At 64.6% G+C, this 23,860-nt stretch carries 22 protein-coding genes; 11 read left to right on the top strand and 11 right to left on the bottom strand.

The features are described from left to right. The first annotated feature begins 32 nt into the window (after window positions 1–32). The 3 genes from PQR42_RS05335 to PQR42_RS05325 are packed head-to-tail and all read left to right on the top strand — an operon-like array spanning window position 33 to window position 3,090. Window positions 33–1,019, top strand: coding sequence for an ABC transporter permease (locus PQR42_RS05335; RefSeq protein WP_408217957.1), 987 nt, complete (start codon window positions 33–35; stop codon window positions 1,017–1,019). 16 nt (window positions 1,020–1,035) lie between these two features. After that, a complete protein-coding gene (locus PQR42_RS05330; protein WP_408217960.1) occupies window positions 1,036–1,833 on the top strand; it encodes an ATP-binding cassette domain-containing protein in 798 nt (265 codons plus the stop codon). Window positions 1,834–1,863: 30 nt separating this feature from the next. Continuing rightward, window positions 1,864–3,090 (top strand): ROK family transcriptional regulator, encoded by a 1,227-nt coding sequence (locus tag PQR42_RS05325; RefSeq protein ID WP_408217963.1) that lies wholly within the window; start codon window positions 1,864–1,866, stop codon window positions 3,088–3,090. Window positions 3,091–3,136: 46 nt separating this feature from the next. On the opposite strand, the gene PQR42_RS05320 is transcribed toward PQR42_RS05325, so the two are convergent. Together PQR42_RS05320 and PQR42_RS05315 are read right to left on the bottom strand one after the other, a co-directional pair. Further along, window positions 3,137–6,217 (bottom strand): transglycosylase domain-containing protein, encoded by a 3,081-nt coding sequence (locus tag PQR42_RS05320; protein ID WP_408382882.1) that lies wholly within the window; start codon window positions 6,215–6,217, stop codon window positions 3,137–3,139. 195 nt (window positions 6,218–6,412) lie between these two features. Continuing rightward, window positions 6,413–7,396, bottom strand: coding sequence for a LysR family transcriptional regulator (locus tag PQR42_RS05315; protein ID WP_408382880.1), 984 nt, complete (start codon window positions 7,394–7,396; stop codon window positions 6,413–6,415). Between the two features lie 260 nt (window positions 7,397–7,656). Here PQR42_RS05315 and PQR42_RS05310 point away from each other — a divergent pair, with 260 nt between their 5' ends. From PQR42_RS05310 to PQR42_RS05290, 5 genes are all read left to right on the top strand, one after another. Then, on the top strand, window positions 7,657–8,589 hold the full coding sequence (locus PQR42_RS05310; RefSeq protein ID WP_408382878.1) for a dihydrodipicolinate synthase family protein: 933 nt from the start codon (window positions 7,657–7,659) through the stop codon (window positions 8,587–8,589). Window positions 8,590–9,030: 441 nt separating this feature from the next. Continuing rightward, window positions 9,031–9,600, top strand: a complete 570-nt coding sequence (locus PQR42_RS05305; RefSeq protein WP_408217976.1) for an RNA polymerase sigma factor — start codon at window positions 9,031–9,033, stop codon at window positions 9,598–9,600. Next, on the top strand, window positions 9,600–10,382 hold the full coding sequence (locus tag PQR42_RS05300; protein ID WP_408382876.1) for an anti-sigma factor: 783 nt from the start codon (window positions 9,600–9,602) through the stop codon (window positions 10,380–10,382). Before PQR42_RS05305 ends, PQR42_RS05300 begins: the two co-directional genes overlap by 1 nt. A gap of 137 nt (window positions 10,383–10,519) precedes the next feature. Next, window positions 10,520–11,800 carry an NAD(P)/FAD-dependent oxidoreductase gene (locus PQR42_RS05295; RefSeq protein WP_408382874.1) on the top strand — a complete coding sequence of 427 codons (1,281 nt, stop codon included), beginning with the start codon at window positions 10,520–10,522 and terminating at the stop codon, window positions 11,798–11,800. 94 nt (window positions 11,801–11,894) lie between these two features. Continuing rightward, window positions 11,895–12,590 carry a TetR/AcrR family transcriptional regulator gene (locus PQR42_RS05290; protein ID WP_408217985.1) on the top strand — a complete coding sequence of 232 codons (696 nt, stop codon included), beginning with the start codon at window positions 11,895–11,897 and terminating at the stop codon, window positions 12,588–12,590. A 75-nt stretch (window positions 12,591–12,665) separates the two neighbouring features. Here the strand turns inward: PQR42_RS05290 and PQR42_RS05285 are convergent, their stop codons facing one another. Genes PQR42_RS05285 through aroQ form a run of 3 tightly spaced genes read right to left on the bottom strand, consistent with a single transcriptional unit; the run spans window position 12,666 to window position 15,419 of the window. After that, window positions 12,666–14,027: an MFS transporter gene (locus PQR42_RS05285; protein ID WP_408382872.1), complete on the bottom strand. Its 1,362-nt coding sequence runs from the start codon at window positions 14,025–14,027 to the stop codon at window positions 12,666–12,668. A gap of 49 nt (window positions 14,028–14,076) precedes the next feature. Beyond that, window positions 14,077–14,967, bottom strand: a complete 891-nt coding sequence (locus PQR42_RS05280; protein WP_408382871.1) for a shikimate dehydrogenase — start codon at window positions 14,965–14,967, stop codon at window positions 14,077–14,079. After that, window positions 14,964–15,419, bottom strand: coding sequence for a type II 3-dehydroquinate dehydratase (gene aroQ / locus PQR42_RS05275; protein WP_408382869.1), 456 nt, complete (start codon window positions 15,417–15,419; stop codon window positions 14,964–14,966). The genes PQR42_RS05280 and aroQ overlap by 4 nt, the downstream gene beginning before the upstream one ends. A gap of 320 nt (window positions 15,420–15,739) precedes the next feature. Between aroQ and PQR42_RS05270 the strand changes: the two genes are divergently transcribed. The 3 genes from PQR42_RS05270 to PQR42_RS05260 all read left to right on the top strand — a co-directional run bounded on the left by PQR42_RS05270 (window position 15,740) and on the right by PQR42_RS05260 (window position 18,557). Then, window positions 15,740–17,623, top strand: a complete 1,884-nt coding sequence (locus tag PQR42_RS05270; protein ID WP_408382866.1) for a bifunctional sugar phosphate isomerase/epimerase/4-hydroxyphenylpyruvate dioxygenase family protein — start codon at window positions 15,740–15,742, stop codon at window positions 17,621–17,623. 193 nt (window positions 17,624–17,816) lie between these two features. Next, window positions 17,817–18,149: a hypothetical protein gene (locus PQR42_RS05265; protein WP_408217999.1), complete on the top strand. Its 333-nt coding sequence runs from the start codon at window positions 17,817–17,819 to the stop codon at window positions 18,147–18,149. A gap of 147 nt (window positions 18,150–18,296) precedes the next feature. Next, window positions 18,297–18,557, top strand: a complete 261-nt coding sequence (locus PQR42_RS05260; protein ID WP_132377678.1) for a hypothetical protein — start codon at window positions 18,297–18,299, stop codon at window positions 18,555–18,557. Window positions 18,558–18,673: 116 nt separating this feature from the next. On the opposite strand, the gene PQR42_RS05255 is transcribed toward PQR42_RS05260, so the two are convergent. From PQR42_RS05255 to PQR42_RS05230, 6 genes are all read right to left on the bottom strand, one after another. Beyond that, entirely contained in the window at window positions 18,674–19,003 is a 330-nt protein-coding gene (locus PQR42_RS05255; RefSeq protein ID WP_007177862.1) for a hypothetical protein, read from the bottom strand. 10 nt (window positions 19,004–19,013) lie between these two features. Beyond that, on the bottom strand, window positions 19,014–19,781 hold the full coding sequence (locus PQR42_RS05250; protein WP_116123520.1) for an AraC family transcriptional regulator: 768 nt from the start codon (window positions 19,779–19,781) through the stop codon (window positions 19,014–19,016). Window positions 19,782–20,029: 248 nt separating this feature from the next. Then, window positions 20,030–21,457, bottom strand: a complete 1,428-nt coding sequence (locus PQR42_RS05245) for an FAD-dependent oxidoreductase (protein WP_408382863.1) — start codon at window positions 21,455–21,457, stop codon at window positions 20,030–20,032. Further along, window positions 21,384–21,662, bottom strand: coding sequence for a (2Fe-2S)-binding protein (locus PQR42_RS05240; protein ID WP_408382861.1), 279 nt, complete (start codon window positions 21,660–21,662; stop codon window positions 21,384–21,386). The genes PQR42_RS05245 and PQR42_RS05240 overlap by 74 nt, the downstream gene beginning before the upstream one ends. Beyond that, window positions 21,655–22,782 (bottom strand): NAD(P)/FAD-dependent oxidoreductase, encoded by a 1,128-nt coding sequence (locus tag PQR42_RS05235; RefSeq protein WP_408382859.1) that lies wholly within the window; start codon window positions 22,780–22,782, stop codon window positions 21,655–21,657. Before PQR42_RS05235 ends, PQR42_RS05240 begins: the two co-directional genes overlap by 8 nt. Beyond that, entirely contained in the window at window positions 22,779–23,735 is a 957-nt protein-coding gene (locus tag PQR42_RS05230) for a 4-hydroxyproline epimerase (protein WP_408382857.1), read from the bottom strand. The genes PQR42_RS05235 and PQR42_RS05230 overlap by 4 nt, the downstream gene beginning before the upstream one ends. Window positions 23,736–23,860: the final 125 nt, after the last annotated feature.

Below are 23,860 nucleotides of genomic sequence, written 5' to 3'. Positions count from 1 at the left end.
AACGCCACGCTCATGCATCGAGGTCATCCATCATGTCGACTCCTTCCGCGCCCGCCGGCCACCCGCGTTCGTTCGCCGAGCGCATGCCATCGCTTGCCGAAGTCGGGCCACTCATCGCACTAGTACTGGCTTGCGGCTTCTTCATTTCGCAAAGCAACCGCTTCCTGTCGTTCCAGAACCTCTCGCTGATCCTGCAGCAAACCATGGTGGTCGCGGTCATCGCCATCGGCCAGACGCTGATCGTGCTGACCGGCGGCATCGATCTGTCGTGCGGCATGGTGATGGCGTTCGGCTCGATCATCATGACCAAATTCGCGGTCACGCTCGGCGTGCCGCCGGCCCTCGCGATTCTGTGCGGGGTTGGCGCGAGCACGCTGTTCGGCGCGCTCAACGGCGTGCTGATCACGCGCATCAAACTGCCCGCCTTCATCGTCACGCTGGGCACGCTGAATATCGCGTTCGCGCTCACGCAGATCTATTCGAACGCCGAGAGCGTGTCGAACCTGCCGGACGCGATCATGTTCTTCGGCAACACGTTCAAGCTCGGCCCCGCGGATGTCACGTATGGCACCGTGCTCACCTTGCTGATGTATCTGGCCACGTGGTTCGTGTTGCGCGACACCGTGCCGGGTCGGCATCTCTACGCGCTGGGCAACAACCCCGAGGCCGCGCGCCTGATGGGCCTGTCGTCGCAGAAGATCCTGCTGACCGTGTATTCGCTGGCCGGTGCGATCTACGGCATTGCCGCGCTGTTGTCCGTGTCGCGTACCGGCGTGGGCGATCCGCAGGCGGGGCAAACCGAGAATCTCGACAGTATTACCGCGGTCGTGCTCGGCGGCACGAGTCTGTTCGGCGGACGCGGCTCGATTGTCGGCACGTTGCTCGGCGCGTTGATCGTCGGCGTGTTCCGCAATGGTTTGACGCTGATCGGCGTCTCTTCGGTCTACCAGGTGTTGATCACCGGCATGCTGGTGATTCTCGCGGTGGCCGCGGACAAACTTTCCCATCGTCGCGGTTGAACAACTGGAGTCCGTCATGTCGACACCTATTTCCGCTTCTGCCGCGATGCCCGTTCTGCAGGCACGCGGTCTCATCAAACGCTACGGCAACGTGACCGCGCTCGACGGTTGCGATTTCGAAGTGCTGCCCGGCGAAATCATGGCCGTGATCGGCGACAACGGCGCGGGAAAATCGTCGTTGATCAAGGCCCTTTCCGGCGCCACGGTGCCGGACGAAGGCGAGATTCTGCTCGACGGCAAGCCGGTCAAATTCCGAAGCCCGCTGGATGCCCGTGCGCAAGGCATCGAGACGGTGTATCAGGAACTCGCGGTGGCGCCGGCCATGAGCATCGCCGAAAACCTGTTTCTCGCGCGCGAACTGCTGAAACCCGGCTGGCGCGGCTCGATCTTCAAGATGATCGACAAGCGCCGCATGCTGGACGAAGCGACCGCGCATATGAAAGACCTGCAGATCGGCATTCGTTCGATGCGCCAGGCCGTCGAAACGCTCTCGGGCGGCCAGCGCCAGGGCGTGGCCGTGGCGCGCAGCGCGGCATTCGCGCGGCACGTGGTGATTCTCGACGAACCCACCGCCGCGCTCGGCGTGAAGGAAGGCAACATGGTGCTGGAATTGATCCGGCGCGTGCGCGATCGCGGCTTGCCGGTGATCCTGATCAGCCACAACATGCCGCACGTGTTCGAGATCGCGGACCGCATCCATATCCAGCGACTCGGCCGGCGCGCGGCGCTCGTGAACAGGAAAGACATCCACATGTCAGAAGCCGTGGCGATCATGACGGGCGCAAAGGAAGCGGACGTCAAGGCGATTGCATGATGCGTGCATCCTGCTGAGCGGGCGCCCACCATGGAAACCACCGGCACCCGCTCGCCCCTCAAACGCACGGTCGGCTCGAATCAGGTCGGCATGCGGCAGTTCAACGAGCGCATCGTGTTGCAGGCGATCCGCTTGCATGGGCCGCTGCCGAAAGCCGACGTGAGCCGCCTAACGCGTCTTTCGATGCAGACAGTGTCGATGATCGTAGAGCGTCTCATCGACGACGGCCTGCTCGAAAAGCAGGCTCGCGTGCGCGGCAGGATCGGCCAACCGTCGGTGCCGATCGCGTTGCGTGCGCAAGGCGCGTACACCATCGGCATCAAGGTGGGACGCCGCAGTCTCGATGTGCTGGCCATGGATTTCGCCGGCCACGTGGTGCATCGCGATGTCTTCGACTACGCCTACCCGGATCCGCGCACGTTGTTTCCCGCGCTCGAAAGCAAGCTGGCGCGCGTGAATCAGACGCTCGGCGCCAAGGCCAGCCAGGTGGTCGGCGTGGGCGTCGCGGCGCCCTTGTGGCTCGGCGGCTGGCGCGACTTTCTCGGCGCGCCGCCCGACGCGCTGGAAGCGTGGCACGAGATCGATCTGCGCTCGCGCATCGCCACCATGACGGGCCTGCCCGTCGAGTTCGCCAAGGACACCACGGCCGCCTGCGCCGCCGAACTCGTAATGGGCCAGGGTCGCGGCATCCACAACTTTCTGTATCTGTTCGTCGGCACGTTTATCGGCGGCGGTCTCGTGATCGACGGCCGTTTGCATGGCGGCCCGCATGACAACGCGGGCGCGGTCGGCTCGATTCCGTTGCGCGAAGGCGGCCCGCGCAAACCCGCGCGCCAACTACTGCACGCGGCGTCGGGCTTCGTGCTCGAAAAACTCTTGACCGATGCGGGCGCGCCGGCCGCGGCCGCGCACGATCATCGCGCGTTGTCGCCGGAAATGTGGCGGCACACCGAACAATGGCTCGATAGCGCGTGCCCCGCGATCGCCAACGCGCTGACCAACGCGGCCGCCCTGCTCGATCTCGACGCGATCGTGATCGACGGCGAACTCGACCGGCAACTGGTGCGGGAAATCATTCGACGCACCGAGCGCGTGCTCGACCGCTTCGAATGGGAAGGCATGGTGCGTCCGCAATTGCTGGAAGGCGCGATCGGCGCCGATGCGCGTGCGATGGGCGGCGCGATTCTGCCGCTCTACGCGCATTTCGCGCCGGTGCATGAACTCTTCCTGAAGCCGGCGGCGGAGACGGTTTATTAGGCGCTGCCGGTGCGGTCCATCGACACCGGCGTCCTTCACCCCATATTCATTGCGCGGCGACCTTGGCGACGGAAGCCGTCTTCGCAGGCGGATTGTCCAGCAACGGCTGCAACACCGGCGCCAGAGACTTCAGCAACTGCACCGACAGCGCGCTCGTGAATTCGTAATGCGCGGCATACGGTTCATGCACCCACGCGGTCAAGGTGCCGTAGAACCGGTCGCCCATCGCGAACACGAAGGTCGCGCTGCGGTTCACCTTGCGCGACTCGATCAGCCGCGCGCCTTTGGCGAACACATTGAAGCGCTGATCGCCGGTGCCGGTCTTGCCGTACACCTGGAGCGTCTGGCCGTCGGGGAACGTCATGCCTTGCGCGAGACGCCTCGCCGTACCGCCCGTCACCACATCGCGCAACAGCACTTTTACGACGCTTGCGATTTCCGGCGACAACTGCTGCTGCGGCGCCACCGCCGCGCGCTGGAAATGCGTTTCGTAAGGCGTGTCTTTCGCGAAGTCGAGTTGCGTGAGGCTTTCGGTCGGCACCTTGTTGCCGTTGTTGGCGATCACGCCGATCAGTTGCGCGAGCGCGGCCGGCCGGTCGCCCGACGCGCCGATTGCCGCGGCATACGAAGGCGTGAGCGTCGCGAACGGATAACCGAGCGCCTGCCATGATTTGCCGATGGCATCGTAGGCACGCAGTTCGACCATCCGTTTGATGCGGCGGTCCTGCGTCGCGTGATAGCGCGTCTTGAAGAGCCACGAATACGTCGACAGACGCACGTCGCGGCTCGCGTTCTGGATCTGCTCGAGCGTGGCGTCGGGATGCTCGCGCAGATAGTTGAGCGTCCACAGCTCCAGCGGATGCACGCTCGAGATATAGCCGCGATCGTTCAGATTGAAGCGGTCGATTGCGTATTTGGCATACAGGTTAGCCAGGTCTTCGTCGTCCAGCACGGAGGCAGCGGGCGTGTTTTTCAGCGCCGCGCGCATCCTGGCGTTGAACCACGCATTCGACTCGTCCGGCGCGACGCTGCGCAACACCGTCGCCACCTTGGGCGGCGATTTACGCACGCCGAGCAGCAGCAGCGCCAAGGCCTGATCGGATGTCTTGCCGTGATACTTCGTGTAGAAACGATTCATGTACACGCGGCTTTCCTGATCGGCGAAGCGCGTCAGATACATCTTGCGGATCGCCGGATCGCCCAACCATTGCGCCGACGGCCCGGTGGTCTGCACCATTTCGTAATGGACGATGTCGCGCATCAGCCGCACGAACACCAGATTCACCGAATGCTGGAACGCGCGGTGCACAGTCAGGATGCGGCCGTTGTCATCGGATTCGAAATTGTTGAAGGTTTGCGCGCCGCCGCCCGTGTAGAACGTTTCACCGGGACTAGCCGAGTATTTGCGCTCCACGGCCGCGTCGAGCATGGCTTGCAGCGAACGGTCCGAAGTGTGCGCGAGATAGTCGAGCGCCCAACGCGTGAGCTGGTCGTTCGGATCGTACTTGACGGCTTTCAGCTCCGCTGTGCTCAGCGGTGCATAACGCTTGTGCAGATCGGAGACGATCTGCAAATACGTCACCACGGTACGCAGTTTCGCCGTCGAACCGAGATTCAGACGCGCGCCGGAGTTGATGTCGAACGGCTGGTTGACGCTGTCGGTTTGCACCCGCACGAGGTTGGCGCCATCGCGCCGCTCGAACAGCGTGAAGCTATAGGCGATTCTCGACGGATCGTCCGACGCGCGCAGCATTTCGAAACCGACCAGACCCGCCGCTTTCGCGCCGTCGCGCGTGGCGGCGGCGGCGAGCCGGTCGCTCACGGCCTGCTGAACGGCGTTGTTGAGCGTGCCTTTCGCCTGCAGATCGAGGCGGTCGAGTTCGTAAAAACTCGGAATGCCGAGCGCCGCCAGCAGATGCGAACGCATGGACGTCACCGCCTTGCGCGACACGAAGGAATCCGTGCTGGCCATTTTGACGGGCGCGCGGTGCAAATCGACCACCGCGGACAGCGCGGCGTCGCGCAACGGAATCGAAACGACGCCGCCGTTCGCCAGCAGCCGCAGATAACTGTCGGTCAGCCGTTCGAGCTCCTGGTAGCCGTGATGCAGGAAATACGACGGCGCGCGTTGCGCGATCATCAACGAAAGCACCTGGCGGAACGCCACGCCCTGCTCCGGCAGATTCTGTTCGGTCGACGGCGCTGCCAGGATGCGGTTGACGTCGTTGAAATCGCGGCCATACCAGGCGGCGAGACCGTCGCCAATCCCGTTGATTTCGCCGATGCCCGGCTGCGCCGCGAGCGGCACCGAGTTGAGATAGTGGACGACGATCTGCCGGCGCGCCGGCATGGTTTGCGGTCCATTCAGATAGGCGCGCACCGAAGCCGACGCGATCTGCCGCAGTTTCTCCGGCGGCGTCGCCGTGCGGCCGCCCGCGGAGTGGCGGAATTTTTCGATCTGCGTGGCGAGCGTGCTGCCGCCGGGCTGCGACTGATGGTGATTGAATACGCGCACGCCCTGGTCGGCCAATGCACGGCTGAAGCGTCCCCAGTCGATTGCCGGATTGCGGTTCGGCTGGTTCGGATCGAGCAGATAGCGGTCTTCGATAAACAGCAGCGAATTCACGACCAGCGGTGGAATCGCGTCGAAGTCGTCGTACACGCGGCCGGGAAACTGCGCGGCAAAGAGCGGCGCGCCGGTGCCGTCGAAGAGTTGCAAGCCCGCCCGATCTTTTTCTTCGTACGGAAGAAAGAGGCCGTTATCCGCCAGCGACAGCATCCGCTCGGAATCGCGCGCCTGGGTGGTGATTTCGAAGCCGCGTTGCAGCAGGCGCTGCTGGATCGACGGCAGCAGCGCATAGCCCAGACGGCTGTCGTAAGGGCCTTTGTCGGCTTCGGGAAAACGGATGGAATGACTGGGACCGTCGGCGACGGAAAAGCCCACGTCGCGAGTCAATTCGGAGAGATAGTGCGCCTGCAATCGCGAGGTTTCGATCTCGTTCTGGCAAAAGCGTGCCGCCAATGCCAGCGCGAGCAAAAATGCCGCCACCAGCGTCCATTTGAACCACTTGCGGACAGACGTCGTGCCCGTCGCGCGAAACGGTAACCGAACCAGCGGCCGATTCATGGTGCTCTCCCCGAGCGGGCACCGGTTTCTTCTGGCCCGGCGCACCTTCGAAGCAGTGTAGCGCGGAACGCGAAACCGCGATCGGTTCGGATTTACCCGAGAGTGTCGCCGCTACAACACCCTATTGCGAGGCATGGCGCGGCGTGAATTGCCATGCGATATTGAGCGTCTTGCCTGTGATGAAAAACCGCCGCTTCAGGCGGTTTTTTGCTTTCTCGCCGGGCGTTCCGGCAACCGTCCTTGCGCCTGTTCGATCGGCTGCGCGCACAGCAATTCGATGAACTGTTCCGCCGGTGGCGATAGCACGCCGCCCTTGCGCGTCACGATGCCGAAAGTTTGCGAGGGCGACTTGAGCTTCACCGGCACGAGACGCAGCATCTTTTGCCGGACGAACAAGGCGGCGATCGCCGTCGGCAATAACGAAACCAGGTTGTGACTACTTTGCAGGAGCGCGACCGTCACGAACGTCGAGGCCGTCGAAACCGGGTTATCCGGCATCTCCAGACCGGCCAGATCCATCTCACGTTCGAGCAGCGCGTGCAACGGCATATGCGACGGATACATCACCCAGCGGTGGCTAGCCAGATCGCGCAGCTTCACCTCTTTCTTCGGCAACGGCGGATGGCCGTAGCCCACCACCACCGAGAGCGGCTCGTCGCCTAGCGGACGATAGTGATATTTCGACGGATCGGCCGCCACCGCCGCGCGGCCGATCACCAGATCGAGCCGGCCGTCGTCGAGTTGCCGCAGCATGCGCGCGCTCGTGTCTTCCACCACTTCGACGGAAAGATTCGGCTGGCCCACATGCAGTTGATTCAGCGCCGGCACGACGCACTCCGGAATCGCCCCCATGATCGCGCCGATCGCGAGACGCCCGCCGCGCCCGGATCGTATCTCGGCGACGTCCTGGCACAGCGCGGTGAGATCGGTCGTCACGAGGCGCGCGTAGCGGATCACGCAATGGCCGAGCTGGTTCGGGATCATGCCGCTTTTCGAGCGCTCGAAAAGTGGCGCCTCGAGCATCGACTCCAGTTCCTGCAAGGCTTTGCTGGCGGCCGACTGCGTCATCGACATCGCACCGGCGGCTTTGTGCAGCGACTTCAGGTCGTCGAGCGCGATCAGCAATTGCAGTTGCTTCATGCGCAGCTTCGACAGCAGGACGTTGAGGGTGTCTTTCATGCCGGGTGAGTCGCAAAAGCGATCACAAGATGGAAACAATTCAATATACCTGCCGTACTCACCGCCGTATAGTCGGCTGCGTTGCATGGGACCAGAGTAAGCGCTAAAGCGCCAACTCTGGTCGACCGCCGTGCATGGGACCAGAGTAAGCGCTAAAGCGCCAACTCTGGTCGACCGCCGTGCATGGGACCAGAGTAAGCGCTAAAGCGCCAACTCTGGTCGACACGGAGACATCCCAACCCACGAAAACGCAAACCATCATGACCCAGTCACCCCATCCTGCTGCATTGCGCGGCGTGTTCCCCGTCGCACCGACCATCTTCGACGACGCCGGCCGTCTCGACCTCGAAGGCCAGAAACGCTGCATCGACTTCATGATCGACGCGGGTTCGAACGGACTGTGCATTCTCGCCAACTTCTCCGAACAGTTCGCGCTGTCCGACGAGGAGCGCAACACGCTCATGCACGTCGTTCTCGACCACGTCGCGGGCCGCGTGCCGGTGATCGTCACGACCACGCATTTCAGTTCGTACCAGTGCGCCGAGCGCAGCCGCAGCGCGCAGGCCGCGGGCGCCGCGATGGTCATGGTCATGCCGCCGTATCACGGCGCGACGATCCGCATCGGCGAACGCGGCATCTACGAGTTCTACCGAACCGTGTCGGACGCGATCGGTATCCCGATCATGATTCAGGATGCGCCGGTCAGCGGCACCCCATTATCCGCGCCGTTTCTCGCCCGCATGGCGCGCGAGATCGAGAACGTGTCGTACTTCAAGATCGAAGTGCCGCAGGCGGCGAACAAGCTGCGCGAGCTCATCGAACTGGGCGGCGATGCGATCGTCGGTCCGTGGGACGGCGAAGAGGCGATCACGCTGATGGCCGATCTGGATGCGGGCGCAACCGGTTCGATGACGGGCGGCGGTTACGCCGACGGCATCCGTCTGATCATCGACGCGTATGCGGCCGGCGACACCGAGGCGGCCGCCGCGCACTATCAGCAGTGGCTGCCGCTGATCAATTACGAAAACCGCCAGGGCGGCCTCGCATCGTGCAAGGCGCTGATGAAGGAAGGCGGCGTGATCCGCTCGGACGCGGTACGCCATCCGTTGCCGCAGATGCATCCGGCCACGCGTGACGGACTGTTGAAGGTTGCACGGCGGCTCGATCCGCTGGTGCTGCGCTGGGGGCATTAAGGCGCGTCGAAGAGCAACCAGGCGCAAACGGAACAGGCAAAGCGCGCACGAACAAGCAAGCCCATTCCGGTCCGGGCGGTGGCCGACCAATCGGCAACCGCCCGGACCTCATCAGGAATGAGCCGTGCACCCCGTACTTCGTCATACCGCCCGCGACGCGTTTTCCCTCCTGCATCGCGTGGCTCCGTTGCCGGCCTCCCGCTTTCATCAGGCTAGCGCAACGGCCCTACCCTCACTGCACACGCACCCCGTGTCCGAACTGCCCCGCAAGCGCCGCGCAGCGCGCCATATCGTCATGGCGCAACCACATGCAACGCCGGGCCCTGCTGCCACATACGCAAACCTCACCTCATCGGATGCAAGCCGACGAAAAAAAAACCGCATGTAAGGTGGGGGAGAAATTGAGTAACATAGGCTCGCAAGCCGACCCTCACTCCTTCCATGACCGCCAATCCTCGAGAACTGACGCCGGAAACGCTCGCCGAGTTGCTCGAGCGTGTCGCCAAACAGGATTCTGCGGCTTTGCGCGAGCTCTATGATCTCGCCGCCCCGAAACTATTCGGCCTCGCCCTCCGTATATTGAACAAGCACGAGTGGGCCGAAGAAGTTTTGCAGGACAGCTTCGTCAATATCTGGCGTTTTGCCGGCGACTATCGCCGCGCACTGTCCGCTCCGATGACGTGGATGTCGGCGATCGTCCGCAACCGTGCTCTCGATCACCTGCGACGAGTCAATACGCAGGAAACGGAATGGAGCGATGCGTTGGATGATCTCGTGGCGACCGGCGATCCGGATCCCGAAGCGCTGACGGCGGTCAGCCTGCAGGCGCGTTTGCTGGCCGGCTGCATGCAGCAGCTGGAACCGGCGCAACGCCAGGCCGTCGCCCTCGCCTACCTGCGCGATCAAAGCCATAGCGAGATCGCCGAAGTGCTGGCCGTGCCGCTCGGCACCATCAAGTCGTGGATCCGGCGGGGCCTCGCCAAGCTGAAGACCTGCCTGGGAGGCGAGTGATGAATCTCAATCGCTATCCTCAGCTCATCGATCTGCTGGCCGCCGAATATGTGCTCGGCACGCTGCGCGGCGGCGCACGGCGCCGCTTCGAACGCTACGCGGACCACGACACGACGATCCGCACAGCCGTCGACGAATGGCAGCGGCGCATCTCGCCGATGGCCGAACTCGCGGAGCCGCGCATGCCGCCGGCCGCCGTATGGGACGCCATCGAACGGCGTCTCGGACTCGCGGCCACGCGCGAGGCGGCGCGTCCTCGCACTGGTGTGGAAACACCCCCGCGGCCGTCGCGCAGCATCTTCGAGAACCTGGCGTTCTGGCGCGGCTGGGCACTCGGCGTCACGGGCCTCGCCGCAGTCGCCGTGGTGGTCGCCGTGCGCTCGCTGTTGCCGTCCGCTACGCCGCCGGTCACGGCGCCGACCGTTGCTCAGCAACCCGAAACGGCCGTGTCGCATGTCGCGGTGCTGAACAACAAGGACGCGCATCCGGTCATGCTGGTCGCGTGGGACGAAGCGCATTCGACCATGACCGTGCATCCGCTCGGCAAGGTCGAGCTGCCCGCGGGCCGGGCGATGGAACTGTGGGGCATTCCGGCGAGCGGCCATCCGGTCTCACTCGGCATGCTGCCGGACAGCGCGAACGGCAAGGTCACGGCCGGCCAGCAGAAGCCGGAGAATTATGCGGCGCTGGCCGTGTCGATCGAAGCGCCGGGCGGCTCGCCGGATCACAACGCGCCGAGCGGTCCGGTGGTGTTCACCGGCAAGCTGCTGCCGGTGTCCTAGGCGTTTCATGATCAGCGGCATCAGGCCAATGCCGGCATTCGCTCGACGCGAACGCCGGCCTTTGTTTCATCCGCGCTTCGAGACAACGATCGCGCGACGGCTGGACGCGAGCGCGTGATTGCCGCTACCCTAGCCGTATGCAAAGTTTTTACGAAGCCACTGTCACCCGTTCGTCCGCCTATGCGCCGCTGGCTGGCCGGCGTAGCGCCAATGTCTGCATTATCGGCGGCGGCCTGGCAGGACTGTCCACGGCGTTGGGACTCGCCGAGCGGGGCGTCGCCGACGTCACCGTGCTCGAAGCCCGGCAAGTGGGTTTCGGCGCGTCCGGGCGCAACGGCGGGTTCGTGTTCGGCGGCTACAGCCTCGATTGCGCGGACCTGCTCAAAACCCTCGGCGCCATGCGCGCCCGCGAACTCTATACGCTGACTACCGACGCCGTCGATCTGATGAGAAAGCGCATCGCCCGCTATCACATCGACTGCGACGCAACCGACGCCGGCGTGATCCTCGCCAACTGGTTCGACGAACCGGCGCGGCTCGAGTCACAGCGGCGCCTGATGCGCGATTCGTTCGGCGTCGAATGGGAACCGGTGGCGGCGCAGCAGCTCGCTGCGCAACTGAAAACGCGCCGTTATCACGGCGGTCTGTTCGAGCGCAACGCGTTCCACTTTCATCCGTTGAAGTACGTCCTCGGCGTGGCTAACGCCGCGGCGCATGCCGGCGTGCAGATCCACGAGGATTCGCCGGTCGTGCGTCTGCAGCGCGACGGCGCCGGCTTCGTGGTGCACACGCAGCACGGCGCGCTCGACGCGCAACACGTGGTGATGGCGGGCGGCGGTTACGCGCGCCGTGTCTATCCGCTGGTCGAACGCGCGGTGCTGCCGATCGCCACCTACGTGATGGCGACCGAACCGCTCGGCGCGCGTCTGAAAGACGCGATCGACACGCGCGCCGCCGTCTACGACACCCGCTTCGCCTTCGACTACTACCGGCCGCTGCCCGACACGCGCATTCTTTGGGGCGGCCGCATCTCGGTACGCGACCGCGAACCCGAGGTGATCGCGCGCCTGTTGCGGCGCGATCTGCTGAAGGTCTACCCGCAGTTGCACGACGTGCGTATCGAGTACGCGTGGGGCGGCCTGATGAGCTACGCGCGGCACAAGATGCCGCAGATCGGCCGCAGCGCGGATGGCGTCTGGTACGCAGTCGGCTTCGGTGGACACGGCATGGCGCCGACCACCGTGTCCGGCGAACTGCTGGCGGCGGCGATTGCCGGCGAGCGTCCGGTGCCCGAGGCATTTGCGTCCTTCGGTCTGACGCCCGCTTACGGCGCGCTCGGTCTGGCGGCCGCGCAACTGACCTACACCGCCATGCAGACACGCGATGCGCTCGCCGCGCGCCGCCGCCCTGCCGTTTGATGTCGACCAATACGTGGCCGCCTATGCCCGAGACCCGCTCCAGAGGCCAATTTCGCCATGCTAGAATGCGCCGTCACTGCCGCTCGAATACACAATGAAAAAGGGAAGCAAGGCTGCCGAGCCTGATACCAACGGCATCCCGTCCGACAGTCCGCGTACCGACGCCCGGCGCAAGTACGATCCCGAACAGACGAAGCGCAACATCCTCGAGGTCGCGACCCAGGAGTTCTCCGCGATGGGACTGACGGGCGCACGCGTCGACGCGATCGCGGAGCGCACGAACACCACCAAGCGCATGCTGTACTACTACTTCGGCAGCAAGGAAGGGTTGTACCAGGCGGTGCTGGAAAAGGTGTATGGAGACATTCGCGCGCTCGAACAGGATCTGCACGTCAGCGAACTCGATCCGATCGAGGGGATGCGCGCGCTAGTCGAGTTTACATTTGACTATCACGACCGTCAGCGCGACTTCGTGCGGCTCGTGACGATCGAGAATATTCACGGCGCGAAGTACGTCGAGCAGGTCAAGACTTTCAAAGGCCGCAACGTCACCGTGATTCATACAATTGAGGATCTGCTGGCGCGCGGCATCGCGGCTGGGCAGTTCCGCAGCGACCTCGATCCGATCGATCTGCATCTGCTGATCAGTTCGCTGTGCTTTCACCGGGTCGGCAATCGCCATACCTTCGGCACGGCGTTTGGCCGCGATCCGTCGCATCCACGTTTGCGCGCGCGGCATCGCGCGATGATTGTGGATGCCGTGCTGAGGTTCGTGCGCAAGGACGATTGAGGCAATCGGGTTTCAAGTAAAAAACGGGACGCGGCTTTCGCCACGTCCCGTTTTTTTCGTCCAGCGCTGAAACGCTCAATCCACCAGCACGATCCGCTTGATATCGCCGACGATGAAGATGTACGACAGCGCGCCGACCAGCGCAATCGCGCCGATGAACACCAGCGCGCCGACAAACGAGCCGGTTGCCGCGACGATGAAGCCCACCGCCAGCGGCGTCACGATGCCGGCCAGGTTCGCCGCGAAGTTGAAGATGCCGCCGGTCACGCCGAGCAGGCCGTCCGGCGCGATGTCGGACACCAGCGTCCAGCCCAGCGCGGCCATGCCCTGCGCGAAAAACGCCACCGACAGAATCGCGATCACCAGCACGTTGCTCTCGACATAGTTGGCGAGAATGATGGTCGACGCGAGCAGCAGGCCGGCGATGATCGGCAGCTTGCGCGCCACGTTCGGCGACTTGCCGCGGCGCAGCAGCCAGTCGGAAAAGAAGCCGCCGAACATCACGCCGATCGATGCGGCGATGAACGGCATGATCGCGAAGAAGCCGATCTTCAGCCACGCCATATGGCGTTCGGTGGCGAGATACGTCGGAAACCAGGTGAGGAAGAACACCAGCGTCGAGTTGCCGGCGAACTGGCCCAGACAGATGCCCGTCAGTTGACGATGCTTGAGCAGGCGTCCGATGGTGCGCCATTCAAAGCCGCTCTTCGCCGGAGCGACCGTTGCATCGGCGTCCTTCTTGCGATGCGTGAGACCGCCGCCCGCTTCGATATAGTCGAGCTCCGCCTGATTCGCCGACGGATGATCGCGCGGCTCGCGATAGAACATCCACCAGATCACGCCAAACACGAGACCCACGCCGCCCACTACATAGAACAGCGAACGCCAGCCGAACGCACCCATCAGCATGAACAGGAATGGGCTGAAAAAAGCGAGGCCGATATATTCGCCGACCGTGTACGTGCCGGTCGCCATCGCGCGTTCGCTCTGCGGGAACCACGTGGCCACCACGCGGCTATTGGTCGGAAAGCACGGCGCTTCCGAGACGCCGAGGCCGAGTCGGAACGCGAACAGCGCGCCGATGCCGTGCACCAGCCCTTGCGCGAGCGTGCACAGGGACCAGAAGGTCATCGACAGGAAATACGTGACCTTGCTGCCGAAACGGTCGAGAAACAGGCCGCCGGGAATCTGCGCGGCCACATAGCTCCACGAAAACACGGAAAACAGCAGCCCCATCAGCGCGGCGTTGATGCCAAGCTCCTTGGTCAACTGCGGCGCCGCGATGCCGAGCACCGTGCGGTCGAGATAATTGATCATCGTCCCGACCGCGAGCAGCGCCAGAATCTGAAAGCGGGCTTTCGAGCGGCGCGTGGTGTTCACCGTGACGCCTTGCGGCGTGACGGCGTCGACGGGACTGGATTGAATCGGTTGCTGCATGGGGTGTGCGTCTCCTCGATCTGGTTGTTACCGGTTGGCGCGCTACCGGTTAGCGTTGCAACAACGACTGAAAATGGGTGTACACGCGTTCAGCGTCCGGTTCGAGACCGGTGAAGATGCGCATGGCGTCGACCGCCTGATACACCGCCATGCCGCCACCGCTCAGCGTGCGGCAGCCGATCGCTTCAGCCGCCTGCAAAAGCGCGGTGCGGATCGGGAAATAGACAATGTCCGCGACCCACAGATCGCGGTGCAGCAATTCGACCGGCAACGGCAAGCCGGGCAATTTCGCCATGCCGGTGGGCGTCGCGTGAATCAGGCCATTGGCGGCGGCGAGCGATTCGCCGAGCGAGCTGCCGGCGCTGACGGTGGCGGCCGGGAAACGCTTCTGCAATTCCTCTGCAAGCGACGCCGCGCGCGTGGCGTCCACATCGAATAGCGTGAGCGATTTCGCGCCCATGTTCAGCGCGGCGTGCGCGACTGCCGCGCCGGCGCCGCCCGCGCCGAGTTGTACGACGCGCTCCAGCGACACGTCCGGCAAGCCGCGCTGAAACGCACGCGCGAAACCGGACCAGTCCGTGTTGTGGCCGATGCGTTTGCCGTCCTTGAACAGCACTGTGTTGACCGCGCCGAGTGCGCGCGCGTCGTCGGACAGTTCGTCGAGCAGCGGAATCACGGCCTGCTTGCACGGGTACGTGATGTTCAGACCGTTGAAGCCCATGCGTTCGGCGGCCATGAGCAGATCAGGCAGCGCGGCGACGTCGAGTTTCAGCGCTTCCAGATCGATACGCCGGTACACATAGTGCAGACCGAGCTTGCTGCCCTCTTCCTCATGCATCGCGGGCGTCAACGATCCGCCGATCCCCGAACCGATCAGCCCGACCAGATAGGAATGAGGTGTCGCCTGTGAGTTCGTTTGTACGTTCGCTTGTACGTTCATTTCGCCGCCCTATTCTTAAGAATGGTCGCCATCCGCTCCAAAGCCAGTACATAGCCTTGCGTGCCGCAACCGATGATGATCCCGTCCGCCACGGCCGACACGTACGAGTGATGCCGGAACGCCTCGCGGCGATGCACGTTTGAAATATGCACTTCGATGACCGGCTTTTCGATTGCCGTGAGCGCGTCGGCGATGGCCACCGACGTATGCGTGTAAGCCGCCGGATTGATCACGATGCCGTCGACCTTGGTTCGCGCCGCGTGCAGCCAGTCGATCAGTTGATGTTCGGCGTTCGACTGGCAGAAGTCGACCGCGAGATTCAGGCGCTCTCCCGCATCGCGACAAAGTTTCGCGACGTCGTCGAGCGTTTCCGAGCCGTAGATGGTCGGCTCGCGCGTGCCGAGCAGATTGAGGTTCGGTCCATTGAGGACCAGTACTGACGCAAAACTCATGACAACCACTCCTGCTAAGTAAGGCAACAAGCCAGCCACGGCAATCGCCGTGGTTTTGCAACGTGAGCGAAGTGTGCGCGCATTGAGCGTCGCCGTCATTCGGGGTTTCTACGAATTTGTACCATCTAGTTAGTTTGTATAAACTGTCGAGGACTTCGGTTAGAGTGGGCGATTGTGGCCCGCCTCTTGCTGATGCGTGTAACGAACTGGTCCATTTTCCGCATTGCAGCATGTCAGCCAGCGGGATCTGCGAGTGTCGCGCGCCAGGCCGTTGCGCGCCCTATTCAACAGCCGTTTGATTGTTTTTGCAGGAGCCGTTCATGCAACGTTCGATTGCCACCGTGTCGATCAGCGGAACCCTCGTCGAGAAGCTGACCGCGATCCAGGCGGCGGGCTTCGAAGGCGTCGAGATCTTCGAGAACGATTTGCTGTATTTCGACGGCTCGCCCGCCGACGTGCGGCGCATCGCCGAAGATCTCGGGCTGAAAATCATGCTGTTTCAGCCGTTCCGCGATTTCGACGGTGTCAGCCCGGAGCGTCTCGAGCGCAATCTCGACCGCGCCAGGCGTAAGTTCGACGTCATGCATGAACTGGGCACGGACCGGATTCTGGTGTGCAGCAACGTTTCGCCGGACACCATCGGCGACGATTCGCTGATGACCGACCAGCTCGGCGCGCTGGCCCGCGCGGCGGAGGCGGCGGGCGTGATCGCCGGCTATGAGGCGCTCGCGTGGGGCAAGCACGTCAAGACCTACCGGCACGCGTGGAAGCTCGTGAACGCCGTGAATCATCCCAACCTTGGGCTCGTGCTCGACAGCTTTCACACGCTGTCGCTCGACGACACGGTGGACGCGATCGCCGACATTCCGGGCGATCGCATCGCCTTCGTGCAGATCGCCGACGCGCCGAAGCTCGCCATGGACGTGCTCGAATGGAGCCGCCACTACCGCTGCTTCCCGGGCCAAGGCGATTTCGATCTGGCCAATTTCACCGCGCAAGTCGTGAAAACGGGCTACAGCGGCCCGCTTTCGCTGGAAATTTTCAACGACGGCTTTCGCGCCGCCCCCACCACCATCACGGCCGCGGACGGTCATCGCTCGCTGCTGTTCCTCGAGGAACAGACCCGCGCGCTGCTCGAAAGCACGCAGCAGCCGGTCGGCGACCTGTATCGCTCGCCCGCGGCGCCCGCGCACGTCGGCTATCAGTTTCTCGAGTTCGCGGTCGACCACACCACGCGCGCCCAACTCGTCGACTGGCTTGGCAAACTGCGCTTTCGCGAGGCGGGCCGGCATCGTTCGAAAGAAGTCACGCTGTATCAGCACGGCGCGGCCTCGATCGTGCTGAACGCCGAGCCGGATTCGTTCGCCAATGCGTTCTTCCAGCAGCATGGCTTGTCGCTGTGCGCGTCGGCGTTTCGCGTGGACGACGCCAATCAGGCGTTCGAGCGCGCCGCCGGCTTCGGCTACGCGCCGTTTTCCGGGCAAATCGGCCCGAACGAGCGCGTGCTGCCCGCCGTGCAGGCGCCGGACAGCAGCCTGAACTATTTCGTCGACGAAACGCCGGATCAGCCCACCTTGTTCGAGGCCGATTTCGTCCTTACCGACATCAACGGTCCGAGCGAAGTGGGGCCGCTCAGCCGCATCGACCATGTGTGCCTGTCGGTGCCGGCGAATTCGCTGGATACGTGGGTGCTGTTTCTGAGAACCGCTTTGGGGTTTCAGGCCGAGCCCGGCGTGCTGGTGCCCGATCCGTATGGACTCGTGCGCAGCCGGGCGCTGCGCAGCGGTGACGGGTCGGTGCGTATCGTGCTGAACGCCTCCGTGGACCATCACACGGCGGTGGCCGAGGCGCTGCACACCTATCACGGGTCGGGGCTGAACCACGTCGCCTTCAGCACCAGCGACATATTCAGCGCGATTCCCGAGTTCGTCGCCGACGGCTTGCCGGTGCTGCGCATCCCGCGCAATTACTACGAGGATCTGGCCGCCCGCTACGCGTTGCCGGACGAGACGCTCGAGGCGCTGCGCGCCAATAACATCCTGTACGACCGCGACGAGCGCGGCGGCGAGTTTTTCCACACTTACACGGAACAGCTCGACCAGCGCTTCTTCATGGAGATCGTCGAGCGGCGCGGCGGCTACGACGGCTATGGCGCGGCCAATGCCGCCGTGCGGCTCGCCGCGCAGGCTCAGCGGCGCAAATAGGCCGTCAGCGGGTCACGCAGGCAAATTCACGCCGGCCATCCGGGCCAGGCGGGCACGGCGTGTGCGGCATCGGCGGGGGTAGCCGCGCCGCACCGATATAATGGCGCTTGCTTTCGCGGCCAATGCCGCGCGGCTGTGCCACGTGCGGGCGTCGCACGTGCCGTTGTCTGCCGAATGTAACGCCAGGAGAGATATGAAGAAGTTTGCCGTAGTCCTGTCAGTTCCCCTGCTCCTCAGCGCTTGTGCGTATTTCCAGAAGAATCCGGATGCCGGCGAGCCCGTCACGGATACCACCACGCAGCGCTCCGTCAACGACGTGGTCTCGTGCCTCACGCAATTGGCCACCAGCCACGACGCCGCGTTCAAATCCACGGCGATCCCGCAAGGCCAGATGCTCGACTTCGGCGATTCGAATATCGTCAAGGTGCGAAGCGACAACGGTGCCACGACTTACCGTTTCTATGCGGGCAAGCGCCACGTCAGCAACCTGTGGATCGAGTCGGCGGGCAAAACCTGCGCCCCGTAGGGGTTTTGCGGGCATAAGTGTGACAATCGGTAACAGGGTCCGGTGCAATCTTCGTGTCACGGTGTTACAGGACAATGGTGTCTTAAGAATCGTTTAAGACTTCGTCCGCATCATCCACCCGACACTATCCCGCACAAGGTGCGAACCATGAACCAGCCCGATCACAACACGAACGACGCACCGGCGCCGGCCAAGCGGCCCACCATCCTGCGCCGCCTGCTGAGCCACCACGAACTGGCGACGCTGCTGCTGTTGCTGCACGCGCCGATCGACGCATCCGCGAAACCTGAGATTCCGCAGCTTCACGAGGCCGGTCTGATCGAAACGATTTCCGGCGACGCCGGCGCTTCACATATCCGTTTGACGCCTGAAGGTAACGCCGTGCTGCGTGGCCTCGGTGTGAAGTAACGCGCGCTGCTCCAGCTGCGTTCGAAGGCGCGCGCGTCCAGCCGGGGCTCAGGCCCTTTAGTCCAGCCAAACGCCGGCCAGAGCGACTGACGAACACCACGGCCGCCACACACGGCTCATGCCTGCCACACGCCGTACCCCGCTTCACGCAGTCCAATCGCCAATTCCACTTCCATGTCCTGTGCGCCGCGGTAAGGCATGGGATTGAACACCTCATACAGTTCGGGCACGAGGCGCAAGCCGTAATCGCGCACATAGCGATTGGCCTGAATGCCGGCCTTATGCCGGTCGAAGCGCAGATCCGGGTCCAGTCCCGTCATTCCCACATACACGCAAGGCTTGTCGAACCGGTAGTCCGGATTCGCGCGGCGAAAGCGCGCCTCGTTCCAGACCTTGTCGTCCAGCGCGACGACGTAGACGTAGTAATGATGCTTGCGACGAGCCATGTGCAGCGTTTCAGCTCCGCGAAGTGCCGTGCAGCAGCATGCGGTATTCGGTCGGCGTGATGCCGACGGTCGCCTTGAACTGCCGCGTGAACGCGCTGTGGTCGGTGTAGCCGCACAACGCGGCGACGTCGGTGACCTTGTCGTGCGAAACCAGCAGCGCCGTGGCGGCGTCCAGCCGGGTTTTCAGCAGCACCTGACGCGGCGTCAGATGAAACACTTTGTGAAAGTAGCGCTCCAGTTGCGCGACCGACATATCCGCCATTGCCGCGAGCTGCTTCAGATTCAACGGCTGAACGTAATTTTCCTGGATGGACTGCACGACCGCGGCGAGCCGGCTGTAGGCCGGATGGCTGCTTTCGTCCGCTTTCAGATCGCGGGAAATGCCGGCGAGGCCGACCACCTTGCCGGCGGGATCGCGCAGCGGCTGCTTGCAGGTCAGACACCAGCCCGGCTGGCGCCCGGGATACAGATGCAGTTCGAGTTGATCGATCATCTGATTGCCGACGTTGATGATCGCCTTGTCCTGCGCCGTGTAGATGCGTCCGAAGCGGCGCGGGAACACGTCCTCGGCGGTCCGGCCGAGCAGCGCGGACTTTTCCTTGAAGCCGCAGCGTGACGCGAGCGTGCGGTTGACCAGCGCGTAGCGTGCCTCAGCGTCCTTGACGAAGAACACGACGTCCGGCATCGCGTCGAACACCGGCTCGAGCAGCCTGAAGTGCGACAGCATGCCGGACAGCGTTGCGTCGTCCGGTTCGAGCGGATGAGCCAGCGTGTTCATCGTGCGGGTTCCGTTGGTCCGTGCGTTGATGGGGGCAGTCGGGCGAGTGTTCGGTTTTGCGGCGTTGGGTGCTTACGGTTGCTTTGTTGCCGGTTGCATCGTTGCCGGTTGCTTTGTTGCCGCTTGACGCTTGCCGCCTGACGACCGACGCTCGGGACTTGTGGCCTCGTGCCAGGTGTCTCGCATGTGCGGTCGATTATAGGGCCGCGCCGCCGCCGACAATATCCGCTGGCGTGTCGGCGAACGGGTCATTCAAGCTGAGGCGGTTCCGCGATCGCCGCCATCAACGTGCCGATTTGCGCCGGACTGAAGGGCGGACGCGGCGCGCCGGACGGCCAACCGAAGTACAGGTTCGCCGCCGTGCCGCAGATTCGTCCCTGGCAGGCGCCCATGCCGCAGCGGGTGTGCAGCTTGGCCTCGCGCCAGTCGGCGAAGGCGCGCACCTCGCCGATGCTCACGTCCTCGCAGCGGCAGAGCAGCGTGGCATCGGCGGGTGGTGTGCGCGCGGCGTCCCGCAGGGCGAAGGCGGTTTCGGCGCGGCGGCCGAACCGGCGCCATCGCGCGCGTTGCGCGTCGAGGGCGGCACGGCCTTCGGCAGCGCCACTTGCAGTGAGGCCGGCGATCTCGCCCTCCACGCCGGCCAGTTCCGCGCCGCCGACGCCCGTGCACTCGCCCGCCGCCAACACGCCCTCGACAGACGTACGCTGCTCGTCGTCGACGACGATCTCGCCCGCTTCACTGATCGCGCAACCGAGCGCCTGAGCCAGCGTGATGTTCGGCACGAGTCCATAGCCACAGGCGACGCGGTCGCAGTCAAGCGTGACGCGCTTGCTGTCGCGGCCGCGCCGGATGGTGACACGCTCGACGCGGCCGTCGCCCTGCGCTTCTTCGACGATACTGCCGGTCCAGTAATGCAGGCCCGCGAACCCGCGCGTCATGCCGACCGCTTGCCGCAACTTGGCGGGCGCGGCCAGCAGCGAAATGCCGAAACGCGCGACGTCGAACGCCGAAGCTTGCTCCGCCACCGCCACCACCCGTGCCCCCGCCGCACGCGCAGTCGCGAGCGCCGCGATCAGCAAAGGCCCGCTGCCGGCAATCACGATCCGCTCGTCACGCACCGGCATGCCGCCTTTGATGAGCGCCTGCAGCGCGCCGGCGCCGGTCACGCCGGGCAAGGTCCAGCCGGCGAACGGCAGAAGCCGTTCACGTGCGCCGGTGGCGAGAATCAGGCGCTCATAGGTGACACACGCGCCGCCGCGCTCCGCCGATTCGAGCAGCAAGCCGCGTGGACCCAGCGGCGCGATCACGCGAGTCGACGGCCAGTGCGCGATGGTGCTTTGCCCGCTGATCGCAGTGAGGAGGTTGTGCAGCGGCGCCTGCGGCGCGTGGCCCGGACCTTGACGCCAGATCTGGCCGCCCGCGCGTGGATTGTCGTCGAGGAGCGCAACCGTAGCGCCCGCGCGCGCAGCGGCGTGCGCGGCGTTCAAACCGGCGGGACCGGCGCCGACGATGACAATGTCGAAGTGCTGTCTCATCGCGTGCCCGCCGCTTCGCTCAACTCGCCCAAGTTGGCGCCGAAGATGACAATGTCGAAGTGGTGTTTCATCGCGTGCCCACCCCGTCCTGGGTACGAACGATCTGGCCTTCGCGGCACAGAGTCTGACACGCCAGCGCATGTGCCCGGCCGTCGATCGTCACGCGACACTCCTGGCACACGCCCATGCCGCACAGCGCGGCGCGAGGCTGGCCGTTCACCGATAGACGCGTGCTGCGGACGCCCGCTAACATGAGCGCCGCGGCCACGGTCGTGCCGGCCTCGACGTCGATACTCTGGCCGTCGATCGTCAAGCTCACGCGTACCGTGGCCCTCGCGCTACTCATGAATCACCTTCTCAACAAAACGAACAGGCAAATAAGGCTCGACAGGAATCGGCGCGGCGATCCCTACGATCTGCGCGGCAAGCAACTTCGCGGTGGCGAGCGAGGTCGTCACGCCCAAACCCTCGTGACCGGTGGCGAGCCACACGCCGGGCGCGAATTCGCCGGCCGGACCGATCAGCGGCAGGCCGTCCGGCGAGGCCGCGCGAAACCCGGTCCACGCGCGAATGCCATTGAGCGTCGGCAGCACCGGCAGATAGCGTGCGGCGCGCTGCAGCATCTGCGCGAGCACGGGCATCTCGACGGCGGGATCCGTGGTGTCGAACTGGCGCGACGAGCCGATCAGCAATTGTCCCGTGGGCCGCGGCTGCGCATTGAACGCCACCGAGGTGCCGACCGCGTGATGCGCGCTCTTGATGTAGCCGAGTTCGAGCAGTTGATGCCGGATCAGTCCGGGATAGCGGTCCGTGATCAGCAGGTGGCCTTTCTTCGGCTGCACTGGCAGCGACGGCACCAATTGCTGCGCACCCAGACCATTGGCCACGATGACGTGCGCAGCGCCAACTCGCTCGCCGTCCGCAAGCGTAACGCCGCCCGCGCTGACCGATGCCACCACCGCAGCCAGTCGCACGCGGATCTTCGCAGCGCCCGGCGATCGCGTCAGCAGCCACTCGGCGACGGTCGGCGCATACACGATGCTGTCGTGCTCGATCCGCAAACCGCCCGCCAGCGACGCCGCCAGCGCCGGCTCGCAAGCCCGCAAAGCGGGCGCATCGAGCAATTGCGCGGCAATGTCCTGAGCCTCGAACGCGGCATGCATCGCGCGGGCGGCCTGCCACTCTTCTTCGTCGGCGGCGACCCAGAGCGTGCCGCAGCGCGCGAACGCATCGCGCGGACGCAGTTGCGGCGCGAGTTCCAGCCACAAGTCTCGTGAATAGCGGCTCAACGCGAATTCCGCCGGCGAGTCGTTCATCACGACGATGTGGCCCATGCCCGCCGCCGTCGCGCCGCCACCGATGCCCTGCGCGTCGAGCACCTCGACCCGCATGCCAAGCGCCGCCAGTTCCGACGCGCAGGCCGCGCCGACAATGCCTGCCCCGACGATCAGCGCGTCCGCGGTCATGCCGTGCGGATGCCCCAGGCGAAGGGATCGCGCTCGTCGAAGCACAGGCGCGCCTCTGCCGTGACGTACGCGTGACCGGTGATGGTGGGAATCACGTGAACGCCATCGCCGGCATGGCGATAGCTCGCCTCGAACACGCTGCCGATGATGCTCTCCTGCCGCCACACCGCGCCTTCGGCCAGTTTGCCGTCGGCGGCGAGGCAGGCCACTTTGGCACTCGTGCCGGTGCCGCATGGCGAGCGGTCGTACGCGCTGCCGGGACAGAGCACGAAGCTGCGGCTGTCGATACCGTCGCGCGAACCAGGTCCGAAAAGTTCGATGTGGTCGATCAACGCACCTTCCGCGCCGGTGACGCGCTGCGCGATCAGCGCGTCGCGAATCGCCCCGCTGAACGCCGTCAATTCGCCAATGCGCGACGCCTCCAGCGCGCGCCCGTGGTCGGCGACGAGAAAGAACCAGTTGCCGCCCCAGCCGATATCGCCGGTCAACACGCCGTGACCCGGCACGTCCACTTGCACGGACTCGCGATAGCGATACGCCGGCACGTTGCGCACGGCAACGCTGCCGTCCTCATTGAGCGTCGCTTCGACGATGCCGACCGGCGTCTCGATCCGATGACGCCCCGGCCCGATCCGTCCCAGGTGCGCCAGCGAGACGACGAGACCGATCGTGCCGTGCCCGCACATGCCGAGATAGCCGACGTTGTTGAAAAAGATCACGCCGGCCGCGCACGTAGGGTCGTCCGGCTCGCAGAGCAGCGCGCCCACCACCACGTCCGAGCCGCGCGGTTCGGTGATGATGCCCGCGCGCCAGTCGTCGAACTGCGTGCGGAACACGTCGAGCCGTTGCGCTAACGTGCCGCCGCCCAGATCCGGGCCGCCCGACACCACGAGGCGGGTCGGTTCACCGCCGGTGTGCGAGTCGATGATGTCCAAGGTTTTCATGATGCTCATGGTAGAAAGCGCGGCCGGTCGAGTCTTGGTGTGCTTGCGCGTGGATTGTGACGATTTCGGCATAACTACGCGACGCTGCGGCGACTTTGCTCGCTCACGCACACCGCGGCCCGAGCACGCGTGCG

This window comes from Paraburkholderia sediminicola, assembly GCF_046027355.1.
Classification (GTDB): domain Bacteria; phylum Pseudomonadota; class Gammaproteobacteria; order Burkholderiales; family Burkholderiaceae; genus Paraburkholderia; species Paraburkholderia sediminicola_B.
This window is presented reverse-complemented; position numbering and strand designations above follow the sequence as displayed.